This window comes from Bradyrhizobium brasilense, assembly GCF_029714345.1.
Lineage (GTDB): Bacteria > Pseudomonadota > Alphaproteobacteria > Rhizobiales > Xanthobacteraceae > Bradyrhizobium > Bradyrhizobium australafricanum.
This window is the reverse complement of record NZ_CP121669.1, coordinates 4,066,710-4,087,891: the sequence shown is the minus strand read 5'-3', so window position 1 is coordinate 4,087,891 and position 21,182 is coordinate 4,066,710. Positions and strand designations below refer to the sequence as shown.

At 64.6% G+C, this 21,182-nt stretch carries 16 protein-coding genes; 6 read left to right on the top strand and 10 right to left on the bottom strand.

Annotation, left to right across the window (positions count from 1 at the left end):
- Positions 1–50: 50 nt before the first annotated feature.
- On the bottom strand, positions 51–836 hold the full coding sequence (locus tag QA635_RS19040; protein WP_283070969.1) for an ATP12 family chaperone protein: 786 nt from the start codon (positions 834–836) through the stop codon (positions 51–53).
- 70 nt (positions 837–906) lie between these two features.
- Between QA635_RS19040 and QA635_RS19035 the strand changes: the two genes are divergently transcribed.
- Positions 907–1,362 carry a hypothetical protein gene (locus QA635_RS19035; RefSeq protein ID WP_225160318.1) on the top strand — a complete coding sequence of 152 codons (456 nt, stop codon included), beginning with the start codon at positions 907–909 and terminating at the stop codon, positions 1,360–1,362.
- A 108-nt stretch (positions 1,363–1,470) separates the two neighbouring features.
- Here the strand turns inward: QA635_RS19035 and QA635_RS19030 are convergent, their stop codons facing one another.
- The 4 genes from QA635_RS19030 to glsA form a co-directional block, all read right to left on the bottom strand.
- The gene (locus QA635_RS19030) at positions 1,471–2,778 is read right to left on the bottom strand and encodes a metal-dependent hydrolase family protein (protein WP_425249193.1); all 1,308 of its coding nucleotides are present in this window, start codon (positions 2,776–2,778) and stop codon (positions 1,471–1,473) included.
- A 166-nt stretch (positions 2,779–2,944) separates the two neighbouring features.
- Positions 2,945–3,508, bottom strand: a complete 564-nt coding sequence (locus QA635_RS19025) for an HdeD family acid-resistance protein (protein WP_057015505.1) — start codon at positions 3,506–3,508, stop codon at positions 2,945–2,947.
- A 413-nt stretch (positions 3,509–3,921) separates the two neighbouring features.
- Entirely contained in the window at positions 3,922–5,481 is a 1,560-nt protein-coding gene (locus QA635_RS19020) for an MFS transporter (protein WP_283071707.1), read from the bottom strand.
- A 163-nt stretch (positions 5,482–5,644) separates the two neighbouring features.
- Positions 5,645–6,643 carry a glutaminase A gene (gene glsA, locus QA635_RS19015; RefSeq protein WP_253623756.1) on the bottom strand — a complete coding sequence of 333 codons (999 nt, stop codon included), beginning with the start codon at positions 6,641–6,643 and terminating at the stop codon, positions 5,645–5,647.
- A 427-nt stretch (positions 6,644–7,070) separates the two neighbouring features.
- On the opposite strand from glsA, the gene QA635_RS19010 reads away from it, so the two are divergent.
- From QA635_RS19010 to QA635_RS19000, 3 genes are all read left to right on the top strand, one after another.
- A complete protein-coding gene (locus tag QA635_RS19010; protein ID WP_283070964.1) occupies positions 7,071–7,280 on the top strand; it encodes a hypothetical protein in 210 nt (69 codons plus the stop codon).
- 591 nt (positions 7,281–7,871) lie between these two features.
- The gene (locus QA635_RS19005; protein WP_283070961.1) at positions 7,872–9,680 is read left to right on the top strand and encodes a multicopper oxidase family protein; all 1,809 of its coding nucleotides are present in this window, start codon (positions 7,872–7,874) and stop codon (positions 9,678–9,680) included.
- On the top strand, positions 9,680–11,854 hold the full coding sequence (locus QA635_RS19000) for an alkaline phosphatase family protein (RefSeq protein ID WP_283070959.1): 2,175 nt from the start codon (positions 9,680–9,682) through the stop codon (positions 11,852–11,854). The genes QA635_RS19005 and QA635_RS19000 overlap by 1 nt, the downstream gene beginning before the upstream one ends.
- A gap of 142 nt (positions 11,855–11,996) precedes the next feature.
- Here QA635_RS19000 and QA635_RS18995 read toward each other — a convergent pair whose 3' ends face one another.
- The 3 genes from QA635_RS18995 to QA635_RS18985 form a co-directional block, all read right to left on the bottom strand.
- Positions 11,997–12,299, bottom strand: a complete 303-nt coding sequence (locus QA635_RS18995) for a hypothetical protein (RefSeq protein WP_225160323.1) — start codon at positions 12,297–12,299, stop codon at positions 11,997–11,999.
- Between the two features lie 88 nt (positions 12,300–12,387).
- Positions 12,388–13,602 (bottom strand): amidohydrolase family protein, encoded by a 1,215-nt coding sequence (locus QA635_RS18990; RefSeq protein ID WP_283070957.1) that lies wholly within the window; start codon positions 13,600–13,602, stop codon positions 12,388–12,390.
- A gap of 115 nt (positions 13,603–13,717) precedes the next feature.
- On the bottom strand, positions 13,718–15,010 hold the full coding sequence (locus QA635_RS18985) for an RluA family pseudouridine synthase (RefSeq protein ID WP_283070956.1): 1,293 nt from the start codon (positions 15,008–15,010) through the stop codon (positions 13,718–13,720).
- A gap of 131 nt (positions 15,011–15,141) precedes the next feature.
- Between QA635_RS18985 and QA635_RS18980 the strand changes: the two genes are divergently transcribed.
- Positions 15,142–16,095 (top strand): alpha/beta hydrolase, encoded by a 954-nt coding sequence (locus tag QA635_RS18980; protein ID WP_283070955.1) that lies wholly within the window; start codon positions 15,142–15,144, stop codon positions 16,093–16,095.
- 229 nt (positions 16,096–16,324) lie between these two features.
- Here the strand turns inward: QA635_RS18980 and QA635_RS18975 are convergent, their stop codons facing one another.
- Positions 16,325–17,659 carry a replication-associated recombination protein A gene (locus tag QA635_RS18975; RefSeq protein ID WP_283070954.1) on the bottom strand — a complete coding sequence of 445 codons (1,335 nt, stop codon included), beginning with the start codon at positions 17,657–17,659 and terminating at the stop codon, positions 16,325–16,327.
- On the bottom strand, positions 17,656–19,014 hold the full coding sequence (locus QA635_RS18970) for a DegQ family serine endoprotease (protein WP_092090135.1): 1,359 nt from the start codon (positions 19,012–19,014) through the stop codon (positions 17,656–17,658). The genes QA635_RS18975 and QA635_RS18970 overlap by 4 nt, the downstream gene beginning before the upstream one ends.
- Before the next feature lie 345 nt (positions 19,015–19,359).
- Here QA635_RS18970 and QA635_RS18965 point away from each other — a divergent pair, with 345 nt between their 5' ends.
- A complete protein-coding gene (locus QA635_RS18965; RefSeq protein WP_057015490.1) occupies positions 19,360–20,958 on the top strand; it encodes an OprO/OprP family phosphate-selective porin in 1,599 nt (532 codons plus the stop codon).
- Positions 20,959–21,182 lie beyond the last annotated feature (224 nt).

Below are 21,182 nucleotides of genomic sequence, written 5' to 3'. Positions count from 1 at the left end.
CCAGGCGCGAGGAACGTGCCGCAGGCTAGCCCGGCGCCGTAAACCCCTCGTTAACCGGCAGCCGGCTTGAGCTCCCTGAGCACGCCGGCGGCGGCCTTGAAATCGAGCTGGCGGGCGGCGCGGCGGGCGGCGACCTCCTCGTCGACGCCCCATCTCTCGATGTTCCAGTCCTCGTCGACATAGGCGGCGGCCCAGACCTGGTCCTCGTCACGGACGCCGTGCGCGAGCGCCAGCGCCAGCAGCGCCGAGCCGGTCAGCGTCGTCACCACATGGAGCGCCGCGACCGACCATGGGTCGGTCGGGAACGCTGCCCGCGCCGCCTTGATCGCAGGCTCGGGCTGGCCGACATGCATCACCCCCTCGGCCATCACGAAATGGGCGCCGAGCGCGTCGGCGGCCCAGAACAGGATCGGATCCCAGTGCTGGGCCTCGCGCGCCACCAGCGTCTCTGGATGGCCGGCGCGATAGAACAAGAGGTCGCTGCCGAGGAACTTGGCCGCATCGTCGGCGACCTCTTCGACGCGATCAATCACCCCCTCGATCACGCTGTTGGCAAGCCGCGTCAGCGGCATGGTCATGGGATCGATGGTCTCGCCCTGCGCATTCCATTCCGCCGCGACCGCGTCCGCAATGGCCCGCGTCGGCACCGCGATCGGTTTGCCGGACGGCGTGCGGATCGGCTTGCCGTCGAGGGTGATCGAAAATCCGCCATCGGCCTCGGCGACGCCGGCGCTGGTGTAGAACCGCTTGCGCTGGGGCGTGCGAATGTGGCGCCGCACCGCCTCCTGCGGATCGAACGGAGATTGTTCTGGGACATCGTCGAAAAGTTCGCGCATCGCGCCGGCCGGCTTTCGTTCAAAGGGATTTCCCTGCAAGATATGTCAGGGGCAACGGCAAATAAAGCTGATGGGACGCGGCAAATTCCTTGCGGGTTTTTCGCTGGTTGCGGCGGTTTTCGCCGCCGCCACAGCCTGCGCCGGGTTCCGTTCGCCGGAATCCCTGATCCGCAACGTCTACGCCCATTATGGGCGAGGCAGCGCCGAATATTCCAACGGCCTGCCGCGCGACGAGGAAACCGCTCGCCGATTCTTCGATCCCACCCTGCGTGGTGCCTGGACCGCGCTGCACGATGCGCCCTACGATTTTCTGGTGCAGAGCCCGACCTGGCGGCTCGGCCCGATCTCGATCGCAATCCCGCGCCGGCAGTTCGACAAAGCCGACGTGACGGTGACATTCGACAATGAAGGCCGCGCCGTCACGCTCAACTTCATCGTCGTCAACGGTCCCGACGGCTGGGTGATTTCGGATGTCGAGAGCCCGCACGATTCCTTGCGGACGTTTCTGACGCAGTTTCGGCGGTAGTAGACTGCCCTTGTCCTTCCGGCGCTCCACGGGCCAACGTTGGCAGCCATTCGGCTACGAGCCGATGCTTTGATACTGCCGCTTGGCCCGCCTTGTGATCATGTCCGCCTACCTGTTCCGGTCACCACCAAGAAGATTCTTGTAGACCTTCCCATCTTTCATGATGACCAGGAAGTTCTTCGCCGGATCCTCTATCAGCTTGATGTTGTCGATTGGATTGCCATCGACCAGCAGAAGGTCGGCGAGCGCACCTTCCTCCACCACGCCAAGCTTGCCTGGATATGGATTTCGAAGCCCGGACAGACTGAGCAATTCGGCATTCGTCGAAGTCGCCATGATGAGCGCTTCAGCCGGTGTGTACCATCGCGTGAGGGTCGTCAGCATGGCTCCTTGCCGGTCAGCAAGCGCCTTCGAGAACAAGACGTCGGTACCGAATGCCGTCTTCAACTTGTACTTCTTCGCAAAGCCGTAGACCCTGTCGGTGCCGGCAACAACCTGCCGCATCTTATCCTGCTCCGCAGGTCCAAGGGCGCTGGCGCCCGACAGATCGAGGAAGGGCTGGGTGCTCAGCCAAATTCCCTTCTCGGCCATCAGGCGGGCCGACGCGTCGTCCATCAAATGACCATGCTCGATACACTTGACCCCCGCTGCGATCGATCGCTGGATCGCGACCGGCGTGTAGGCGTGTACGACGGCATAAGTACCCCAGTTCTCCGCAGCCTCGACCGCGGCGCGCAACTCCGGTTCAGTGAACGTGGACACATCGAGCGGGCTGAACGGCGACGCCACCCCACCGCCCGCCGTGAGCTTGACCTGCGTAGCCCCTTGCATGAGCTGCTCGCGCGCGCGCACGCGAACTTCATCCGGGCTGTCCGCGACCATGGCGCCGCCTATCCTTTCCATGCGGCTGAGCATGCCGCCGATTGTTCTGGGCAGATCGGACAGCGGCCGGAAGTCGCCATGGCCGCCGGTGATGGTGATCATGGCACCGGATGGGTAGATGCGGGGACCGGCGACGAGACCTTCGTCGATCGCGCGCTTGAGGGAAAAGGCCGGCCCGCCCATGTCGCGAATGGTGGTAAAGCCACGCATGAGGGTGGCCGTTGCCTCGGCGGCCGCAAGAAGATTGATGTAACCGATGTCGCTGGCCATCACGGCCGCCGGCGTCGGGCGTACCAGCAATGCATGCCAGTGCGCGTCGATCAGCCCGGGCATCAGCACCCGTCCGTCGCCGGCAATCACCCGAGCGTCGGCCGCGATCGGCCCAGTCGAAATTTTCTCGATCTTGTTGTTCCGGATCAGCACATTGGACGGCCCGGACAGCGCGCCATTCCTGCCATCGAAAATTCGCACGTTCTGAAACAGCACGTCGCCATCCTGCTGAGCTTGCGCGGGCAGCAAGGCGACGAGGCTCATCACGATCGACGCAACCAGCGCCGAAACTCTCACGCCCTTCCTCAAACCTGACATGTCCACTCTCCGCCGATGGCGCATCGCGCGAGACCGTCATTGATGTCGCGAGGAGCCGATTTGATTTCAGACGATTAATGAGAGTTCTGCTGCTCCCTGGAGGATCGACGGCCTATTGAGCCGCTCTGGCGGCAGGCTGTAAAGCGTAAGTCAGCCATCCGATGCCATGAGACAGCAGATCGATCCCCAGCAGCAGCCCGAGCACCCACAGCCCGGTCGCCGGAAATCCCGTCAGAATGATGAGGCCGGCCAGAACGCCAAACAGCCCGGATGCCAGCATGATCCAGCCGGACTGCTGCCAATGGCCGATGCCGACCAGCATGCGCACAATCCCTGAGACCAAAAGCATGAGACCGAGGGCATAGGTCAGGAGCAGCGCGCTCGCCACCGGTTGGCTGAGCAGAACGATTCCGCAGGCAAGGTAGAGCACCCCCAGCACAAGCTGCCACACGAATCCACCCCAGCCCTTGGTCCAGAAGGCGTGCAGGATTTCGAACCCGCCGGCAACGATGGCGGTCCAGCCGATAAAGATGGCGCTGATCACGGTGAAAAGCACGACATCTCCCAGGACCAGAAGGCCCGCGGCGATCATAACGAGGCCCAGCAGCACGCAGACCCATAAGGGCGGGCCAGGCAGGCCGCGGAGCATCGTGGAACTGTTCTCATAGGTAGCCATGTCGTCCTCCTTGATCCCAAGCAGCCATGGCCCGGTCGCGCGCAACCGGGCCACTCGAGCTGCCGGAGCTTGTGCCTGCCCTCACCAGCGCCATCCACAGCGGCGGCGACCTCTGTGCCACCAACAGGTCCAGCGGCGTCGGCGATGCCAGCGGCGGCGCGGTGGCGGAGGACGCGGGCGCGGTGGTGGCCGGGCGACGACCATATGAAGCGGCCGCTCCGGATCATCCGTCTTCGCGACGAGGGCATCTTCGGGGGCCAGTGGCAGCGCCCTGGCCGCCTGCATCAGCAAGCCGGTTCCGAGACCAGCGGCTGCGACGCCGCCAAGCATTCTCCGGAGCACGATGCGACGGTCGAGTTCATCCATATCTGGCACCTCGTTGTTGTTGCAGCCAGCGGCGGCCAACATCCCGATCAGGTCGATCGCTCGCGCTCGCCGGTCGCTCCGTCGTCCGGTATTTCGCCTGGCCGATAATTCGGCAGCCCTCCCGCGGGAATGACCGCAAGCAGTGCGAGGCCGGCCATGATCAGCAATCCGATCTTCAAAGCGCGCAGGCGCGCTTCGGTGTTGACCCGGACGGCTTCCTCGACCTGCTGCGGCGTACCGCTCGTGCCTTCGAGCACACTGCGCAGCCGGTCATTGCTGACGAAGGTGATGTTGCCGAGGTCAACCTGACTCTGAAGCTCCTTGGTCAGCACCGGACTGGCCGCGATCCTGCCGAGCGCGATCGTGCTCAAAAGACCGACCAGCAGAGCTCCGGCCACCGCGGTGCCGACGGCAGCCGCCAGATTCTGCGTGGTTCCGCGCAAGGACCCGACATCCCCCGCCAACGCCTTGGGCGAAGCAGTGACCAGAACGTTGAACAGAAGTGTCACCAGCGAGCCCTGGCCGATGCCGAACAGCACGAGGCCAAGGAGAACGGGAATCTCGCTCCAGTCGTTGCGCACGACGAACGCGAGCCATAACAACGCGACGGTACAGAGACCAAAGCCGAAGCGTCCGATCTGGCGAGGCGTCAGCTTGTCGTAGAGATTGACGATCATCATCGCCGAGAGGAAAACGGTCAGATTGAAGGGCATCATCGCGATCGCCGTCGCAATTGGCGAACGTCCCTGCACGATCTGGATGTAGAGCGGCACCGTGAAGTTCAGCGATGCCTCGAGCGCCACGACCGCGAACAGCGCGTAGACGGCGCACCTCTCCTCCGGCGAATCGATCACCTCCAACGCCAGCAAAGGCGTCCTCCCCGCGGCCTGCTGGCGATGCGTCCACATCAGGAATGCCTGCCCGAGCACTATGCCAAGCACGATCAGGACCGGTGCCGGCGAGACGCCCAGCAAGTCGAATGGCGCGTTAGGGGTCGCCAGGATCACGCCCCAACTGTTCAGATTATTGAAGCCGAAGCTGATGAAGATGATCGCGCTCGCGGCAAGAGCGACCCCGATCAGGTCGATCTGGACATCCGCGCGACCGCGGTCCGGCCGCAGGCGGAAACTCAGAGCGAAAGCGATCGCCGAGGCAACGATGAGAACTCCAAACGCGGGGCGCCAGCCGATATAGGTGCCGAGCAAGCCGCCGACGACGAATGCCAGCACGCCGGCGGCAGCCCGCGCCGAGCCCAACGCGCCAAGGGCCGTCGCCTGCTGGCGTCCGGCATAATTCTCGGCAATCAGCGCGACGAGCGAGGGCACGATCACCGCGCCCGCAGCGCCGCAAAGCGCCTGAGCGGAAATCATGACGGAGGCCGTGGGGCTGAACGTCATCGCAATCTGCGCTATCAGAAAAAGCACGACGGCGGCACGAAACACCTGCACCGCCCCGAATCGTTGGGCGAGCTTGGCGCCAAGCATCACGAACCCGGCGACAAGCATCGAGTACGCCACGATACCGGTCGCGACAGTGGTCGGCGGCACGCCGAAGCTGGCCACCATTCCCCCCATCGCAACCGGCAACGACGCGACGTTGAACGACATGATCATCTGGCCGAACGCAATCGCGACCATGGGCACCCATGATGCGCGCTCTTCCTGATGAATGTCGCCGATCGAGATTGCTTGCGTTGCCATCGCGTCCTCCAACCTGCCCGACGTTGCGATCGATCGGGCCACGGCTCGACCGATCTTCAGTGCCTCTTGTTCACTCGTCCGGTTGGGACACGAACAGATCCATGCCCAGTCTTTGCGACAGGAACTTCGCGGCGAGCTGCCCTCGCACGCTGTTGCCGGCCGCATCCAGTGGCGGCCCGAAAGTGCCGAAACCACCCTTTCCCGGAGACACCGCGACGATGCCTCCACCAATGCCGCTTTTGCCGGGCAGACCGATGTCGTACAGCCAGTCGCCCGACGTCTCGTACAGTCCGGCAGTGACCATGACCGCCAACGCATAGTGGCACACGGCCGCATCGACCACCCGCTGCCGGGTCACCGGATTCACGCCACCATCGGCGAGCGTCGCACCCATCACGGCCAGATCCCTGGCGCTCACATTCAGCGAACACTGCCGGGTGTAGAGATCGGTCGCCTGCCTGGCGTCGCAGTAGATCCGGTCGTAGCTCTCCAGCAACCGCGCGATGCTTCGGTTGCGAAAATTGGTCTTGGATGCCGATGCGTAGACTTCTTCGTTGAGCGAAAGCTTGCGGCCCGCGAAGCGCGAGAGACCGTCATGGATGAACCGCCATTGCTCGTCAGCGCTCGAGCCCGGCACGAGGCTTGTGGTCGCGATCGCGCCTGCGTTCACCATGGGGTTGGTACGCCCGGCTCCATGCTCGATCGCCGCCAGTGAATTGAACGGCAGCCCGGTCGCGTTCGCGCCCAGTTTTGCACGAGCCTCTTCGGGGCCGATGGCCTCGCACACCAATGCGAATACGAATGGCTTCGATACACTCATGATCGAGAATTCGTATTCGGTATCGCCCGCGCCGTAGACACGTCCGCTGGTGCCGGCCACGCAGACGCCGAACAGTTCACTCCGCACCCTGGCCAGGGCCGGATAAACCTGCGAATTGGTCCCTTCGCTGTTCGACTTGAAGCGCTGATGCGCTTGAGACACGAGCTCCTGCACCATCTCGGGTTCGGGCAAGTGCCCGGTCGAGATGTAGGGCCGCTCCGCTTGTTCCGCGATCGAAGGCGGCCGCATTGGCTGTCCTTCCGGATTTCGACCTTATTGCTTCAGGTCTTCTAGTCGGCAACCAGAAGTAGGCGCCCAAAAAACCACGGAGTCAACGATCCACTCCCACAGCCTTTGCAATGCTTGCGTTGGTCCAGAACACTTTACGACAAATGCGCTGAACGCATTGCGTATCGCGGAATCGCAGCGCCGTTGCGCGATGCACACTCGATATAGTCATGCGACGTTTCGGCGCGGCTAGGTAAGCAAGATTGTCCAATCGCCCGCGGCGCAATTGAATCAAAAGAGAAGTCATCATGGCAGCAACGAGCGATTTCCATCATTGGCACGCGAGAGTACGATCATCGTGTGCGGATGTGAGCCCGCCGCTTGTCCAAGCAACACCGGCCCGCGGCGACGGTGGAATGACCGCATCACTTACAGAGTGAGGTTGATCATGGTGGCGCGCGCAAGCGACGGACAGCTTCTGTTGGTAAAGAAGCTTGGTGGGCTTATTGCTATCGTTGTAGGCTGCTTGCTGACAGCAGTCGGTATGACATTCGAATCGACAAGCACAACTGTCGTCGGTGTCCTGTTTCTTGTGCTCGGGGCGGCGCTGCTCACGCTCAAGATCATGAGACGAAATCAAAGCGGTCCGTTTGGATAGCCAGACAGATCCGCAAATTCGACAGCCCTGAACCGGATCGCCGCGCCTCCGCCGGCCGATGCCGCTTGCCCGTTCGAACTCGCACCGGCGCGATAACAATTTCCTCCGTTTTGTTCGGAGGACTGCTCGCCTTCGTGAGGGGAATGCAGGACCGTCACAACGTGAGGCCCTCCCGTCGTGAACGACGACGAGAGTTCCGCAGGTTGCCGTGGCCCGCACGTCTCGTGCATCGGCAAGTCGTGTCCCGGCCGTTGGCGCAGGACGGCGAACAGGCGGCAGGATCGGCGACACCGAAAAAATTTTGCCGATTGCCTGCGCGTCGCCGTATCTCCGCAATTCAGTCGGTGAATGGCTCATCCGATTGATCGCTCAGCAGGTTTGAACGTCGTGCCCATTTCTGCGTCGAAGTGCCGCAAGTTTCTGTCATCTGCGTGTTGAAAACCTGCCAGATTCCGGCAACAACGCACCGCTAGCCTCACAGCACCAAACAGAAGCATTTGCCGACCCTTGCGGTCGCAAGACGTGGACTGACGTCACGCGTGGCGTCGGTAGCCCGCTTGCGCGCCTGTGGCGGCGTATTGGCGGGGCGGCGTGGCACGACGACTTTCGACCGTTTGTTGTGTCATCGTCGCGGCCTGCCTCGGGCTCGCCGCGAGCGGCGTGACGGCATGGCTCGGCGCGACCGGCTTGCACGATGCGCCGCGCGCGCAGCAGGACGTGTGTGCGCGGCCCGAACCCGGAAGCGCGATCGCGGAGCCGGCGGAATTGCGCAGCCGCGACGGCGTGCTCGAAACCGGCCTCACGATCCACGATCAGAAACTGCCGGATGGCACGAGCCGCTACTGCTATCTGACGCCGGACGGCAAGCCGTCGCCGACGCTGCGGCTGAGGCCCGGCGATCAGCTGGTCATTCATTTCAAGAACGACCTCGTCGACCTCGACACGGCAACGCCTGCGATCGACCGCCCGCTCGCCGGCGCGCCGATCTGCACGACGAAAAAGCCGGCAGACATTTGCGAGAGCGGCGCGATGACGCCAGTCTCGACCAATCTGCACTTCCACGGGCTGACCGTGCCGCCGGTCTGCCACCAGGATGAGGTGCTGAGCACCTCGATCCAGCCTGATGATGCGCCGTTCGACTATCGCCTGCGCATTCCGGGCGACGCGCCGCCCGGCCTCTATTGGTATCACCCGCATCTGCACGGCCTCAGCAAGACGCAGGTGCTCGGCGGCGCTTCCGGCGCCATCATCGTCGAAGGCATCGAGCGCGCCGATCCACAGCTCGCCGGCTTGCCCGAGCGCGTGCTCGTGATCCGCGACCAGGATCTGGTCAATCCCGACGCGCCGCCGTCGAAATTCGAGCCGGTCATGACCAAGAGCCAGCTCGACAATGATGGCGACGTCGCCAATTCCGGCACCGGCTTCGGCAAGCCGTCGAAGGATCTCTCCGTCAATTTCGTGCCGGTGCCCTATCCGAACTATCCGCCGGCCAGGCTCACGATGAAGCCCGGCGAGCGGCAGCTCTGGCGCGTGCTGAACGCGTCCGCGATCACCTATCTCAACCTCGCGCTGCTGGTCGGCCGCGCGCCGCAGCAAATCGGCATCGTCGGGCTCGATGGCGTGCCGTTGCAGTTCGACGGCAGCCCATCGCCGTCGGTGCAATGGGTCAACCATATCGGCCTGCCGCCGGGCTCGCGCGCCGAGTTCATCGTCGAAGGACCGCCCGCGGGCGCCCAGGCCTTGCTGGTGACGCGCGCGGTCGACACCGGGCCCGCCGGCGAAAACGACCCCAACCGCGCGCTGGTGGCGATCACGGCATCAGCCGATGCAAGCGAACCGCACGCCGCACTGGCCGCGCACGCTGAGCCGCTGCCCCGCCCCGAGCGGCCGTGGCTCGGAAACGTCGCCCCGGTGCGCGTCAGGAAACTGTTCTTCTCCGAGCAGCCGGAGAACCCGAACGATCCGAACAGCCCGACCAGGTTCTTCATGACCCTCGACGGCGAGACGCCGAAGCCGTTCGATCCGCATTCTGACGTGCCCGACATCACCGTGCAGCAGGGCGACGTCGAGGACTGGATCATCGAGAACCGCTCGATGGAGCTGCATGATTTCCATATCCATCAGCTTCACTTCCAGCTGCTCGACTGGTCCGGCGTCGCCGTCAACGAGCCGTTCCTGCGCGATACCGTCAATGTGCCCTACTACAACACCCGGATGCTGAAATATCCGAGCGTGCGCCTGCGCATGGATTTCCGCGATCCCAACATCGTCGGCACCTTTGTCTACCACTGCCACGTCCTCGAGCATGAGGACGGCGGCATGATGGGACGGATCAAGGTCGTGCCGCGAGACGCCGCAAGTTCCACCAAGCCGCCCAATCAGCAAAAAGGAGAGCTCTAATGCGCGACAGGCACAAGTCACGTTGGCTGCAAGGTTGCCGCCTTACCCTCAGCGCGCTTGCGCTAGGTCAGTTCACCGCCGGCCCGGTGCTTGCGGAGGATTGGAATCATCACGGTGGACATGAGGCGCGGTCGCCGATCAAGCACGTGATCGTCATCATCGGCGAGAACCGCAGCTTCGACCACGTGTTCGCGACCTACGTGCCTGAACGGCGCGGCGAAAGCGTGTTCAACCTGCTCTCGCAGGGCATCGTCAAGCTCGACGCCAACAAGAACGCGATCCCCGGGCCCAACTTCGAAAAGGCGCACCAGCAGGCCGCGACCGATACCGGCCTGAACGATGCGTTCCTGCTGAGCCCGCCGAAGCAGGACTTCCCCAGGGATCAATTGCCGGCTCCGCTGGTCGGCGGCCCCAAGGTCTCCTACATCCCGAACAAATGCGGCAGCTCGCCGATCACCACGTGCGAGGCATCGCTGGCGCTGGCGCAGCAGTCGGAGTCCGGCCTGCCGTCCGAATACTACCAGTACCTGCTGACCGGCGGCACCGGCCAGACCTCGCAGACCCCCGACCAGCGCATCACCAATGTCAGCGCGCTGCCGGCCGGTCCGTTCCAGCTCACCAACAACGATGCCATGCCCTACGACGCCTATGCGGCGAGCCCGGTGCATCGCTTCTACCAGATGTGGCAGCAGCTGAACTGCAACCGCTCGGCGGCCAGCCGCGACAATCCGTCGGGCTGCGGCAACAATCTGTTCGCCTGGGTTGAAGTCACCGTCGGCGCCGGCGCCAACGGCGCGGCACAGCCCTCCAACTTCTCCACCGACTATTCGCCGACGGCAACGACCACAGGCGAGGGTTCGACCGCGCTCGGCTTCTACAATGTGCAGAAGGGCGACGCGCCCTACTTTACCTCGCTCGCGCAGAAATATGCGATGAGCGACAACTTCCACCAGTCCGTCAACGGCGGCACCGGTGCCAACCACATCATGTTCGGCCATGCCGACATGCTCTACTTCAGCGACACCTATGGCAACGCCGCCGTGCCGCCGAACGGCGTGCAGGTGTTCGGCGGCACGCCCGACGCCGGCATCGTGCATCAGATCGAGAACCCGAATCCGGCCATGGGTACCAACAACTGGTACACCGAGGACGGTTACGGCGCTGGCGGCAATGGCGGCTTCGCGCCGCCCTACCAGACCAATCCGGTGTCCGGCGGCGGCTCCTACAGCGACTGCTCGGATCCGGGCCAGCCGGGCGTCAAGCCGATCCTCGACTATCTGAAGGGGCTCCGGATCAATCCGAATTGCGAACCGGGCCACTATTATCTCTTGAACAACTACAACCCGGGCTATTTCGGCAACGGCAAGAACGCCTACACCGACACCAATCCCTCCAACACGCCGTTCACGATCCCGCCGTCGACCCGCAAGAGCATCGGCGACAGCCTGAACGAGCGGAACGTCTCCTGGAAGTATTACGGCGACCAGTGGAACAACTACGTCAACGACCCCTACCAGCTCAACTGGGGCGTAGCCGGACCGAACGCCGACGAGTACTGCAACATCTGCAATCCGTTCCAGTACGACACCTCGATCATGACGCACCCGGAGCAGGTCGCAGCCCATATCAAGGACTCGGTTGATCTGTACTCCGACCTCTCCAAGCACGCGCTGCCGGCGGTCTCCATCGTCAAGCCGAGCGGCTTCACCGACGGCCACCCGGCGTCGTCCAAGCTCAACCTGTTCGAGGGCTTCGTGAAGAAGATCGTCGACCAGGTCGAGGGCTCCGACTACGCCAAGGACACCGCGATCTTCATCACCTTCGACGAAGGCGGCGGCTACTTCGACTCAGGCTATGTGCAGCCGCTCGATTACTTCGGCGACGGCACGCGTATTCCGCTGATCGTGGTGTCGCCGTTCGCGCGGCAGGGCCACATCTCGCATGAATATTCCGATCACGTCTCGATCATCAAATTCATCGAGCGGAACTGGGACCTGCAACCGATCACGCACCGCAGCCGCGACAACTTCCCGAACCCGGTTGCGACACCCGGCAATCCCTATGTTCCGGTCAACAGCCCGGCGATCAGCGACCTGTTCGACTTCTTCGACTTCGACGGTGGCGGCCATCATCATGATGGCGGCAACGATCAGGGCGGCAACTGGAACCACTGAAGACGTACCTCGCCACACAACAATCCGCCGGCCCAAAGGCCGGCGGATTTCATTTTGCGTCAAGCGGGATGTCGGATCTTCGGATCAGGACCGATTTCGGTCCAAGCGGCATCGGGTGCCGCCTTATTCCGATGTCGACGTCCTAATCCCGGTGGTTGGCGCAGGATCGCGAATAGGCGGCACGCTCGGCCTGGTTCAGGCCGGCGGCGGCGGCCTCGTCGAGACACCGGCTGACGCGGTCGCCGAACGAGCTGCGCGGCCGCGAACGCAGGCTCGGCTGCGTCGGCGCGTCCATCCTGGGGATCGCCGGCACCTCGATCCGCGGCGGCGGCGGAGGTTGGGGGACCGGCGGATCCCACGTCGAGCGGCCGGGCGCAAGGATTTGCGCGCTTGCCGCGCCGATGGCCCAGAGCAGAATGCCGGCAACAATCAGGGATCGCTTCATAGCCTATATGTCGTGACGCGGCAGCAACGGTTCAAGTGAACGCACCAAGCGTCAATGCTGCCCCCGAAATGCGAGTTCCCCGCCATCGTTACGGCTTCTGGTAGATCACGTGACCGGAACGGATGGTGCTGCTCACTTTCGCAAGATTGCCGACGTCGTCGAGCGGATCGCCGTCGAGCACCACGAGATCGGCGTCGAAGCCCTGCTCCACCCGACCCTTCTTCGCGGCCTTGAAGAACCGCGCCGGATTGGTCGTCAGCGAGGCCAACACCTGCCGCTCCGACAACACGCGATGCATCAGCTGAAATTCCTGCGTGGTGTCGTACAGCGTGGTGAAACCGACATCGGTGCCGAACAGCACCGTGCCGCCATTCTCCGAAAACTGCTTGAGCTGGTTGACGGTCGAAGCCACCAGACGGTTGGTGACGTTGGGATCGAGCACCACCGTGGTGAACAGCGACAGTGTGGGAACGAGCGCAGTCCCTTGTGCCTTGAACCGCGCCAGCTGATCCGCGGTGTAGCTGGGTTCGCCGGGCGTGGTGTGCGCGAGCACGTCGACGCCGGCCTCGATCACCGTCTCGACACCGACCTTGTTCTGCGGATGCGCGAACACCGGTCTGCCCTGCGCATGCGCGACGTCGACAGCCGCTTTGGCGATTGCAGGGTCCATGTTGACGACGGGCTTGTCCCCCATGAACGCGCCGGTGAACAGCTTGATACCGTCCTCACCCATGCCGAGCCAGTCGCGCGCCCATTTCGTTGCCTCCTCCGGCGTTGCGACTTCAGGAAGCTGTACTTCGCGTGGGATGTAGACGGGGTGCCCGCCCTTCGGGAAGATGTTGCCGGCAAGCAGGATGTTGGGGCCGGCGACTTCGCCCGCGGCGATGCGCTTGCGCAGCGGCAAGGTGTCGCTCGGATCCGAGCCGAGATCCCAGACCGTGGTAAAACCCCAGCGCGTCAGCATCTCCTGCATGTGCTGCGTCAGCGCCGCGGCCGGCGCTGCGCCGGCGTTGCGCCAGACTTTCTGCGTGAAATGAACATGGCTGTTCCAGAAGCCGGCGACGATGGTCTTGCCGCTGCAATCGATCACGCGGGCATCCGGCGGCGCCTGGATGTCGCCGGACTTGCCGACAGCGCTGATGACGCCGTCGGTCATCACGACCACCGCATTCGGCAGCGCCTGCGCATCGGCCGATGCGTAGAGCGTGCCGCCGCGGAGCACGATGGTCTCGGCCTGTGCCGTCACCGAGGCGACAGCCGAGCCGATCAGGAAAAGCGTGCCGCGCAGCCAGGTGCCGATCATGGAGAGTCTCCGTTGCAGGCCGGCAAAGGCCGGCGTGCGAAGATAGCCGCAAAGCGCGGAGCCGTTTGATCGTTGTTGCTGTCCGCGACAGATATTGGAGGCCGCGCCCCGCCAGTCACTCCTCGGGCGCGTTCTCGATCGGGTCGAACCGATCGGCCTCGAGCCCGAGCAGATTCCAGGATTGCAGCATGTGCGGCGGCAGCGGCGCGGTGGCATCGATCACGCCGCCGCGCGGGTGCGGAATCACGATACGGCGGGCGAGCAGATGCAGCCGGTTCTGCAAGCCGCCGGGCAGCTGCCAGTTCTCCTTGTTGAAGTATTTCGGATCGCCGACGATGGCATGATCGATATGCGCCATGTGGGCGCGCAATTGATGGGTGCGGCCGGTCACCGGCTTGAGCGAGACCCAGGCGAGCTTGGTCGCCGAGGTCTCGACCACGGCATAATAGGTCACCGCGTGGCTCGCGCCCTCGTCACCATGCTCGGCGATCCGCATGATGCTGTCCTCCTCGCTCTCCTCCTTGGCGAGATAGGTCGAGATGCGGCCCTGCTTCGGCTTCGGCACGCCGGCGACCAGCGCCCAGTAGATCTTGCGCGCGGAGCGATGGCGGAAGGCGCCGGTGAGATGCGTGGCAGCGAAACGCGTCTTGGCGACCAGAAGGCAGCCGGAGGTCTCGCGGTCGAGCCGATGCACCAGCCGCGGCTTCTGCCCCTTGGCGTCGCGCATCACCTCGAGCATCTGGTCGACATGGCGCGTCATGCCGGAGCCGCCCTGCACGGCGAGACCGGCCGGCTTGTTCAGCACCAGCACGTCGTCGTCCTCGTACAGCGTCATGTCCTTCAACGCCTGCAGCGTCTTCGCCTCGGCCTCGGAGAGCGTGCCTGATGTCTTCGGCGTATCGAGCCGCAGCGGCGGGATGCGCACGCTCTGGCCCTCCTCCAGCCGGTCCTTGGAATCGGCGCGCTTGCCGTTGACCCTGAGCTCGCCCTTCCGGACGATGCGCTGGATGTGGGAGAACGACAGGCCGGGAAAGCGTGCCTCGAGGAAACGGTCGACGCGCATGCCGTTCTCGTCGGCGGTGACGACGACGGTCTGCACCTTGGTCGGCAGCGGCTGCTCGGCCGCGGGCTTCGTAGCGGCGGGCTCAGCCCGCTCCTGCCGGTCGCGGCGCGGCTCGGCAAAGCGCGGCGGCTTTCCGGCCGCACGATGCGCGAACGGACGCTCTCCAGACTTGCGCTCACCGAACTTGCGATCGTCCGGCTTACGGGTGCGCTGCGCCGATCCGCTCTTGCCACGATCCTTACCACGATCCTTGCCGCGATCGCCGGCGCGGTCCCGGTCGCGGCCCTTGTCGCGCCCTTTGGCGCGGTCGCCCGGCGATGTAGTTCTCTTGATGCGGCGGCTCATGGTGATTTTTCGGCTCCAGACCTGCATTGTGCCTAGCGCAAATGCCGCGAATCGTCACGGCGAAATCGGTGTGAATCCGGCGCAAGATCGGCCATGTTCGGCCGCATACGGCAATCGACGGGGGCCCTGGAATGAGACTGGCGATATCGGCCTTGGCGGCGGCCCTGATGCTCACGGACCCGGCGCTCGCCCAGCAAAGCCCGATGCCCGAAGCCGCGATGCCGGAAGATCTGGCCTGGAAGCTCCTGGAACTCGGCCGCGTCATCGACCCGCCCAAGACCGCTGCACTCTACGCGCCGCTGCAGCAGAAGGAGCCCTATCAGGGCGTCAAGGTCGAGCGCGACCTCAAATACGGCCCCGCCGACCGGCATCTGCTCGACGTGTTCACGCCGGAGACGGCGGCGCCCGCACGACCCGTGCTGATCTACATCCATGGCGGGGGCTTCGTCGCGGGCAACAAGCGCGCGCCCGGCAGCCCGTTCTACGACAACATCATGCTGTGGGCGGTGAAGAACGGCTTCGTCGGCGTCAATGCCACCTATCGCCTGGCGCCGGCCTTTCCGTGGCCGGCAGGCCCGGAGGACATCGGTGCGATCGTGCAGTGGGTTGCGGAAAACATCGCCTCCCGCGGCGGCGAGCCCAGGCGCATCTTCCTGATGGGCCAATCGGCCGGCGCGATCCATGTCGCGAGCTATGTCTCCCATGGCGAATTCCACAAGGTGAAGGGCAGCGGGCTTGCCGGCGCGATCATGGTGTCGGGCATCTATGATCTGACGGCCTCGCCGGCCGGCGACGCCGAGCTCGCCTATTACGGCTCCGACCCCTCGCGCTATGCCGAACGCTCCTCGCTGCAAGGGCTGGTCGCGAGCCCGATCCCGTTCCTGATCACGGCGGCGGAGCTCGATCCGCCGCGCTTCGTCGAGCAGTTCGAGCTCATGAAGCAGGCCAGCTGCAAGCGGCCGAGCGGCTGCGCCCGCAGCTTCATGCTGCCGCAGCACAGCCATATGTCGGAGGTCTATGCGATCAACACGCCGGATACGCGACTGACGGACGAGATCCTGGACTTCGTGAAGAGCGTCAAGTGATGCGCTCAAGCACTATCAAGTTATGGGCCGTCGCAGCGGGCGCTGGCAAAATATCGAAAACAACCCCATACAAAGTAGCCGGCGGCGGCCAGCGTGGCACCAAGCAACTTGACACGTCGGGCAAATCAGGAATATATTTCTAATATTCCGAAGTTGCGCAAGCGTTCCCTGCCCGCGCCGCAGGTGGGAACGCACGCTATTCGCGGCCGCGGCCCAATCTCGTCTTGCTCTAGCTCCCGCCCCGTTCCTTGCGCAGCCGCTGCCAGTAATCCAGCCGCTTGCGGATCTCGCGTTCGAAGCCGCGGTCGGGCGGATCGTAGAAGGTCTGGCGGCCCAGCGCTTCCGGGAAATAGTCCTGGCCGGAGAATGCGTCCGGCATGTCGTGATCATATTGATAGCCGGAGCCGTAGCCCTCCGACTTCATCAGCTTGGTCGGCGAATTCAAAATGTGCTTCGGCGGCAGCAGCGAGCCGCCCTGCTTCGCGGTCTGCATCGCCGCGCCGAACGCGGTGTAGACCGCGTTCGATTTCGGTGCGGTGGCGAGATAGACCACGGCCTGCGCGATCGCAAGCTCACCCTCCGGCGAGCCGAGGAAGTCGTAGGCATCCTTGGCGGCGTTGCAGACCGCCAGCGCCTGCGGATCGGCAAGGCCGATGTCCTCGACCGCCATGCGCACCACGCGCCGCGCCAGGAACAGCGGATCCTCGCCGGCATCGAACATGCGTGCCAGATAATACAGCGCCGCATCCGGATCGGAGCCACGCACCGACTTGTGCAGCGCCGAGATCAGATTGTAATGGCCGTCGGCCGATTTGTCGTAGATCGGCGCCCGGCGTTGCAGGATGGCCTGCAACTGCTCGGCGTTGAACACCTCGCCCTTGCGGGCGGCGCGCCAGACCTCTTCGGCCAATGTCAGCGAGGCGCGGCCATCGCCATCGGCCATCCGCACCAGCACGGCGCGCGCTTCGGCATCGAGCGGCAGCGGCTTGCCCTCGATCTTCTCGGCATTGGCGAACAGTTTCTCGATCGCCGCCGTATCGAGCGAGTGAAACACCAGCACGCGGGCGCGCGACAGAAGCGCCGCGTTGAGCTCGAAGGACGGGTTCTCCGTGGTGGCGCCGACCAGCACCACCGTGCCGTCCTCCATCACGGGCAGGAAGGAATCCTGCTGCGCGCGATTGAAACGATGCACCTCGTCGACGAACAGCAGCGTGCCCTTGCCGGTCTCGCGGCGGGTACGCGCGGCATCGAACGCCTTCTTGAGATCGGCGACGCCGGAGAACACCGCGGAGATCTGCTCGAAATGCAGCTCGGTGGCGTCGGCCAGAAGCCGCGCCACCGTGGTCTTGCCGGTGCCGGGCGGTCCCCAGAACACCAGCGAGCCCAGCGTGCGCGTCTCCAGCATCCGCGTCAGCGCGCCGTCAGGGCCGAGGATGTGATCCTGGCCGACGACATCGGCCAGCGTGCGCGGACGCAGCCGGTCCGGCAGCGGGTGCGGCGCGTCCTGCTCCATCCCCGCCGCAGCAAAGAGGTTGCCGGCCTCTCGCGGTCGCTTGGGGCTCATCCGCCGAGCGTCACGTTGATCTGCTGGCCGCCGCGCACCAGCGTGATGCGCCAGACCCGCGTCCCCGTCTTCGATGCCTTCTCGAGGTCGCTGGTCCGCACGATCTTCTCGTTGTTGACCGCGAGGATGATGTCGCCCTTCTGGAAGCCGACATTGGCCGCGGTGCCGTCACCGGCGAGATCAGTCACCACCACGCCCTCGGCACCGGCGTCGAGATGCAGTTCGTCGGCCAGCGCCGGCGAGATGTTGGCGACCCTCGCGCCCTGGAACGGCGAGCGCGCGGTCAGCACGATCTCGTCGCGGTTGGTGTCGGGCGCGGTCTCCAGCGGTATGGTGAGCTTCACCGGCTTGCCGGCGCGCTGCACCTCGATCTCCGCGTTGCCGCCGAGCGGACGGGTCGCGAAGCGGTAGTCGAACGCGTTGGGATCGTCGATCGGCGTGCCGTCGATCCCGACGATCAGGTCAGAGAGCTTCAGGCCCGCCTTCGCCGCCGGGCTGTTCGGCGCGACGTTGGCGACCAGCGCGCCAGACGGCAGCTTCAGCCCGAGCGTCTCGGCAATCTCCGGCGTCACCGCCTGCAGCCGCGCGCCGAGCCATGGCCGCTTCACATTCTTGCCGCCGCTCTTGGCGGAGGCCACCACGACGCGCACCATGTTGGCGGGGATCGCAAAGCCGATGCCCTGCGAGCCGCCGGAGCGCGAGAAGATCGCAGTGTTGATGCCGGCGAGCCGGCCGGTCATGTCGACCAGCGCGCCGCCGGAATTGCCGGGATTGATCGCGGCGTCGGTCTGAATGAAGAATTGATAATCCGTGATCCCGACTTGAGTGCGCGCCAGGGCCGAGATGATGCCGTGCGTCACGGTCTGGCCGACGCCGAACGGATTGCCGATCGCGAGCACGACGTCACCGACCTGCAGTTGGTCGGAATTGGCGAAGTCGAGGGTCGCGAACTTCTCCTTGTTGGTGTCCTTCAGGCGCAGCACCGCGAGGTCGGTACGGCTGTCCTTCAGCACGATCTCGGCCTCGTATTCGCGCTTGTCGGCGAGCGAGACCTTCACCTGATCGGCGCCCTCGATCACGTGATTGTTTGTGACTACGAGGCCGGAGCCGTCGACCATCACGCCGGAGCCGAGCGAGCGCTGCATCTGCTCGGGCTGCTGTCCCGGCACGCCGAAGAAGCGGCGAAAAATCGGGTCGTCCAGGAATGGATTGCGGTTTTGCACGGTCTTGGCGGCGTAGACATTGACCACCGCCGGCTGCACCCGCTGCACGATCGGCGCATAGGACAATTGCAGCTCGGCCTGCGAGGACGGCACGCGGCGGTCCTGGGCCGCGGCTGCGGAAAGATTCCCCATGAAGGCCAACGTGCACAGAGCGGATACGGCAGCAAAGCGGACAGGTCGGAGCATTCTCACCTCTCGTGGAAACGCCGGAATATAGGCGTGTTCGCCGGGCAATTGAAGGGCGCCCGGCCGGATAACTGGCCCCCCGCCGTACCGGTGCACAACCCGCAGCGGCCGCGTTGAAGCGCGCCGCCAAGCTTCTATGATGGCTGTCATCTCACTGCGCCGCTCCGCTTGTTGCCTGCGGACCACAAGCGGAACTGCGATGCCCGGAAGCACTGTCGTGCGTCAGTCACGATACGCTCCTAGGACCGTTCAGTGAGTGAGTGGGGAATTCAAACACAACAGGGGTGCACAATGGGTGCAACAAAAGTCAGTGCAATCGCCATAGGCCTGGCAGGTGCGCTTGCCGCCTCGCCGGCCTATTCGCAATCGGCCGGAGGCGGCAGCGATGCGGAGATCGCGCTGCTGAAGCAGCAGCTGAAGATGCTCGAGCAGAAGCTCGACAAACTGCAGAAGCAGACCAACGCCAATACCGCAAGCGCAGCCAGCGCAAACGCCAATGCGAAGGCGGCGGATGCCAAGGCCGCGCGGGTGGCGACCGCCAACGCCGCGATCCCGGTGAAGGGCCCGGTCGCGCCGTCCGGCGTCGTGGTGACGATGCCGAACAACCGGCCGACGATCTGCACCGCGGACGAACAGAACTGCGTTGCGATCACGAGCCGCGTGCACTGGGATGTCGGCGGCTACGACTATCGCCCGAACACCGCAGGCACCTCACCGCAGAAGCTCGACAGCGGCGAGAACGTCCGCCGCGCGCGCATCGGCATCGTCGGCAAGTTCTTCGGTGACTGGAATTACTCGCTGATCTACGATTTCGGCGGCTCGTCCGACGGCTTCGGCGGCGCGGCGCCGGGATCGCTGCCCGGCGGCGGCACCTCAGGCATCGAGAACGCGTATCTGAGCTACACCGGCTTCAAGCCGTTCGGCGGCAAGATGGCGATCGAAGGCGGCATCATGGACGTGCCGTGGACACTCGACGAAGCGACCAGCTCCAACGACATCCTGTTCATGGAGCGCGCCTCGGTCGGCATCATCGCCCAGAACATCGCCGCCGGTGACTTCCGTTCGGCCGCCGGCACCCGCTGGTGGAACGACCAGTTCTGGATCGGCGGCTATGTCACCGGACCGACGTCGGGCGCCATCCACTCTGCGTCCTCCGCCTCGCCCGCCGGCACGTCCGAGCAGTATGGCGGCGTCATCCGCGTCGCCGGCAATCCGATCAGCGGCAAGAACTATTCGGTGCACATCGGCGCCGATGCGGAATGGCTGGTGCAGCCGCCGCGCAACCAGCTCACGCAGGCGCAGACGCTCACGCTCAGCGACCGGCCCGAGCTGCGCATCGATCCAACCACGCTGATCTCGACCGGTGCGATCGCCAACGTCTCCGGCGCGCAGGTCTACGGCGTCGAAGCGGCAGCGACCTATGGCCCGTTCATCGCGCAGGGCGAATATTACTGGTTCAATGTCGATCGCTCCGCGAACACCGGACTGCCGCCGTTCGGCGCGCCGAGCCTGAAGTTCGACGGCGGTTACGCGCAGGTCGGCTATGTGCTGACCGGCGAGAACCACGCCTACAACCCGGCGACGGCCTCCTATAGCGGGATCAAGCCGCATGATCCGTTCTCGCTCGCCGGCGGCGGCTGGGGCGCCTGGGAAATCGCCGGCCGCGTCAGCACGATGGACCTCAACGATCAGATCGCGCAGGCGGTCGGCATCGCGGGTGGACGGCAGACCGTCTACACCGCCGCGCTGAACTGGTACGTCAACAACAACGTCCGCTTCATGCTGAACTATCTGCACGGCGATATCGCCAAGCAGGCCTCGGCGACCTCGGCTGCGGACGTCGGATCGAAGTTCGACGCGGTCGCGCTGCGTACGCAGGTTGCGTTCTGAGACGAGCTGATCTGTCGTCGACGGCAAACGGCCGAGGCATTGCTCCGGCCGTTTTTGTTGCTCTGAAATGCTTGAAATCATCGAGCCGTACCGGCATCGAAACTGCGTTCCCTCTCCCGCTTGCGGGCAGGGCTATCGCATATGAGCTCGGTCGCTCCACAAATTCGTCATGCCCGGGCTTGTCCCGGCCATGACGGTGCGGAAGAATCGGTTCATTCCATATG

Excerpts from the sequence above, each read along its gene's own strand:
- QA635_RS18980 (WP_283070955.1), top strand. The coding sequence starts at position 15,142 with ATGAGACTGGCGATATCGGCCTTGGCGGCGGCCCTGATGCTCACGGAC.
- QA635_RS18995 (WP_225160323.1), bottom strand. The coding sequence starts at position 12,299 with ATGAAGCGATCCCTGATTGTTGCCGGCATTCTGCTCTGGGCCATCGGC.
- QA635_RS18990 (WP_283070957.1), bottom strand. The coding sequence starts at position 13,602 with ATGATCGGCACCTGGCTGCGCGGCACGCTTTTCCTGATCGGCTCGGCT.
- QA635_RS19040 (WP_283070969.1), bottom strand. The coding sequence starts at position 836 with ATGCGCGAACTTTTCGACGATGTCCCAGAACAATCTCCGTTCGATCCG.
- QA635_RS19030 (WP_425249193.1), bottom strand. The coding sequence starts at position 2,778 with ATGAGCCTCGTCGCCTTGCTGCCCGCGCAAGCTCAGCAGGATGGCGAC.
- QA635_RS18965 (WP_057015490.1), top strand. The coding sequence starts at position 19,360 with ATGGGTGCAACAAAAGTCAGTGCAATCGCCATAGGCCTGGCAGGTGCG.
- QA635_RS18985 (WP_283070956.1), bottom strand. The coding sequence starts at position 15,010 with ATGAGCCGCCGCATCAAGAGAACTACATCGCCGGGCGACCGCGCCAAA.
- QA635_RS18975 (WP_283070954.1), bottom strand. The coding sequence starts at position 17,659 with ATGAGCCCCAAGCGACCGCGAGAGGCCGGCAACCTCTTTGCTGCGGCG.
- QA635_RS19000 (WP_283070959.1), top strand. The coding sequence starts at position 9,680 with ATGCGCGACAGGCACAAGTCACGTTGGCTGCAAGGTTGCCGCCTTACC.
- QA635_RS19035 (WP_225160318.1), top strand. The coding sequence starts at position 907 with ATGGGACGCGGCAAATTCCTTGCGGGTTTTTCGCTGGTTGCGGCGGTT.
- QA635_RS18970 (WP_092090135.1), bottom strand. The coding sequence starts at position 19,014 with ATGGGGAATCTTTCCGCAGCCGCGGCCCAGGACCGCCGCGTGCCGTCC.
- QA635_RS19020 (WP_283071707.1), bottom strand. The coding sequence starts at position 5,481 with ATGTCGTTCAACGTCGCGTCGTTGCCGGTTGCGATGGGGGGAATGGTG.
- QA635_RS19025 (WP_057015505.1), bottom strand. The coding sequence starts at position 3,508 with ATGGCTACCTATGAGAACAGTTCCACGATGCTCCGCGGCCTGCCTGGC.
- glsA (WP_253623756.1), bottom strand. The coding sequence starts at position 6,643 with ATGCGGCCGCCTTCGATCGCGGAACAAGCGGAGCGGCCCTACATCTCG.
- QA635_RS19010 (WP_283070964.1), top strand. The coding sequence starts at position 7,071 with ATGGTGGCGCGCGCAAGCGACGGACAGCTTCTGTTGGTAAAGAAGCTT.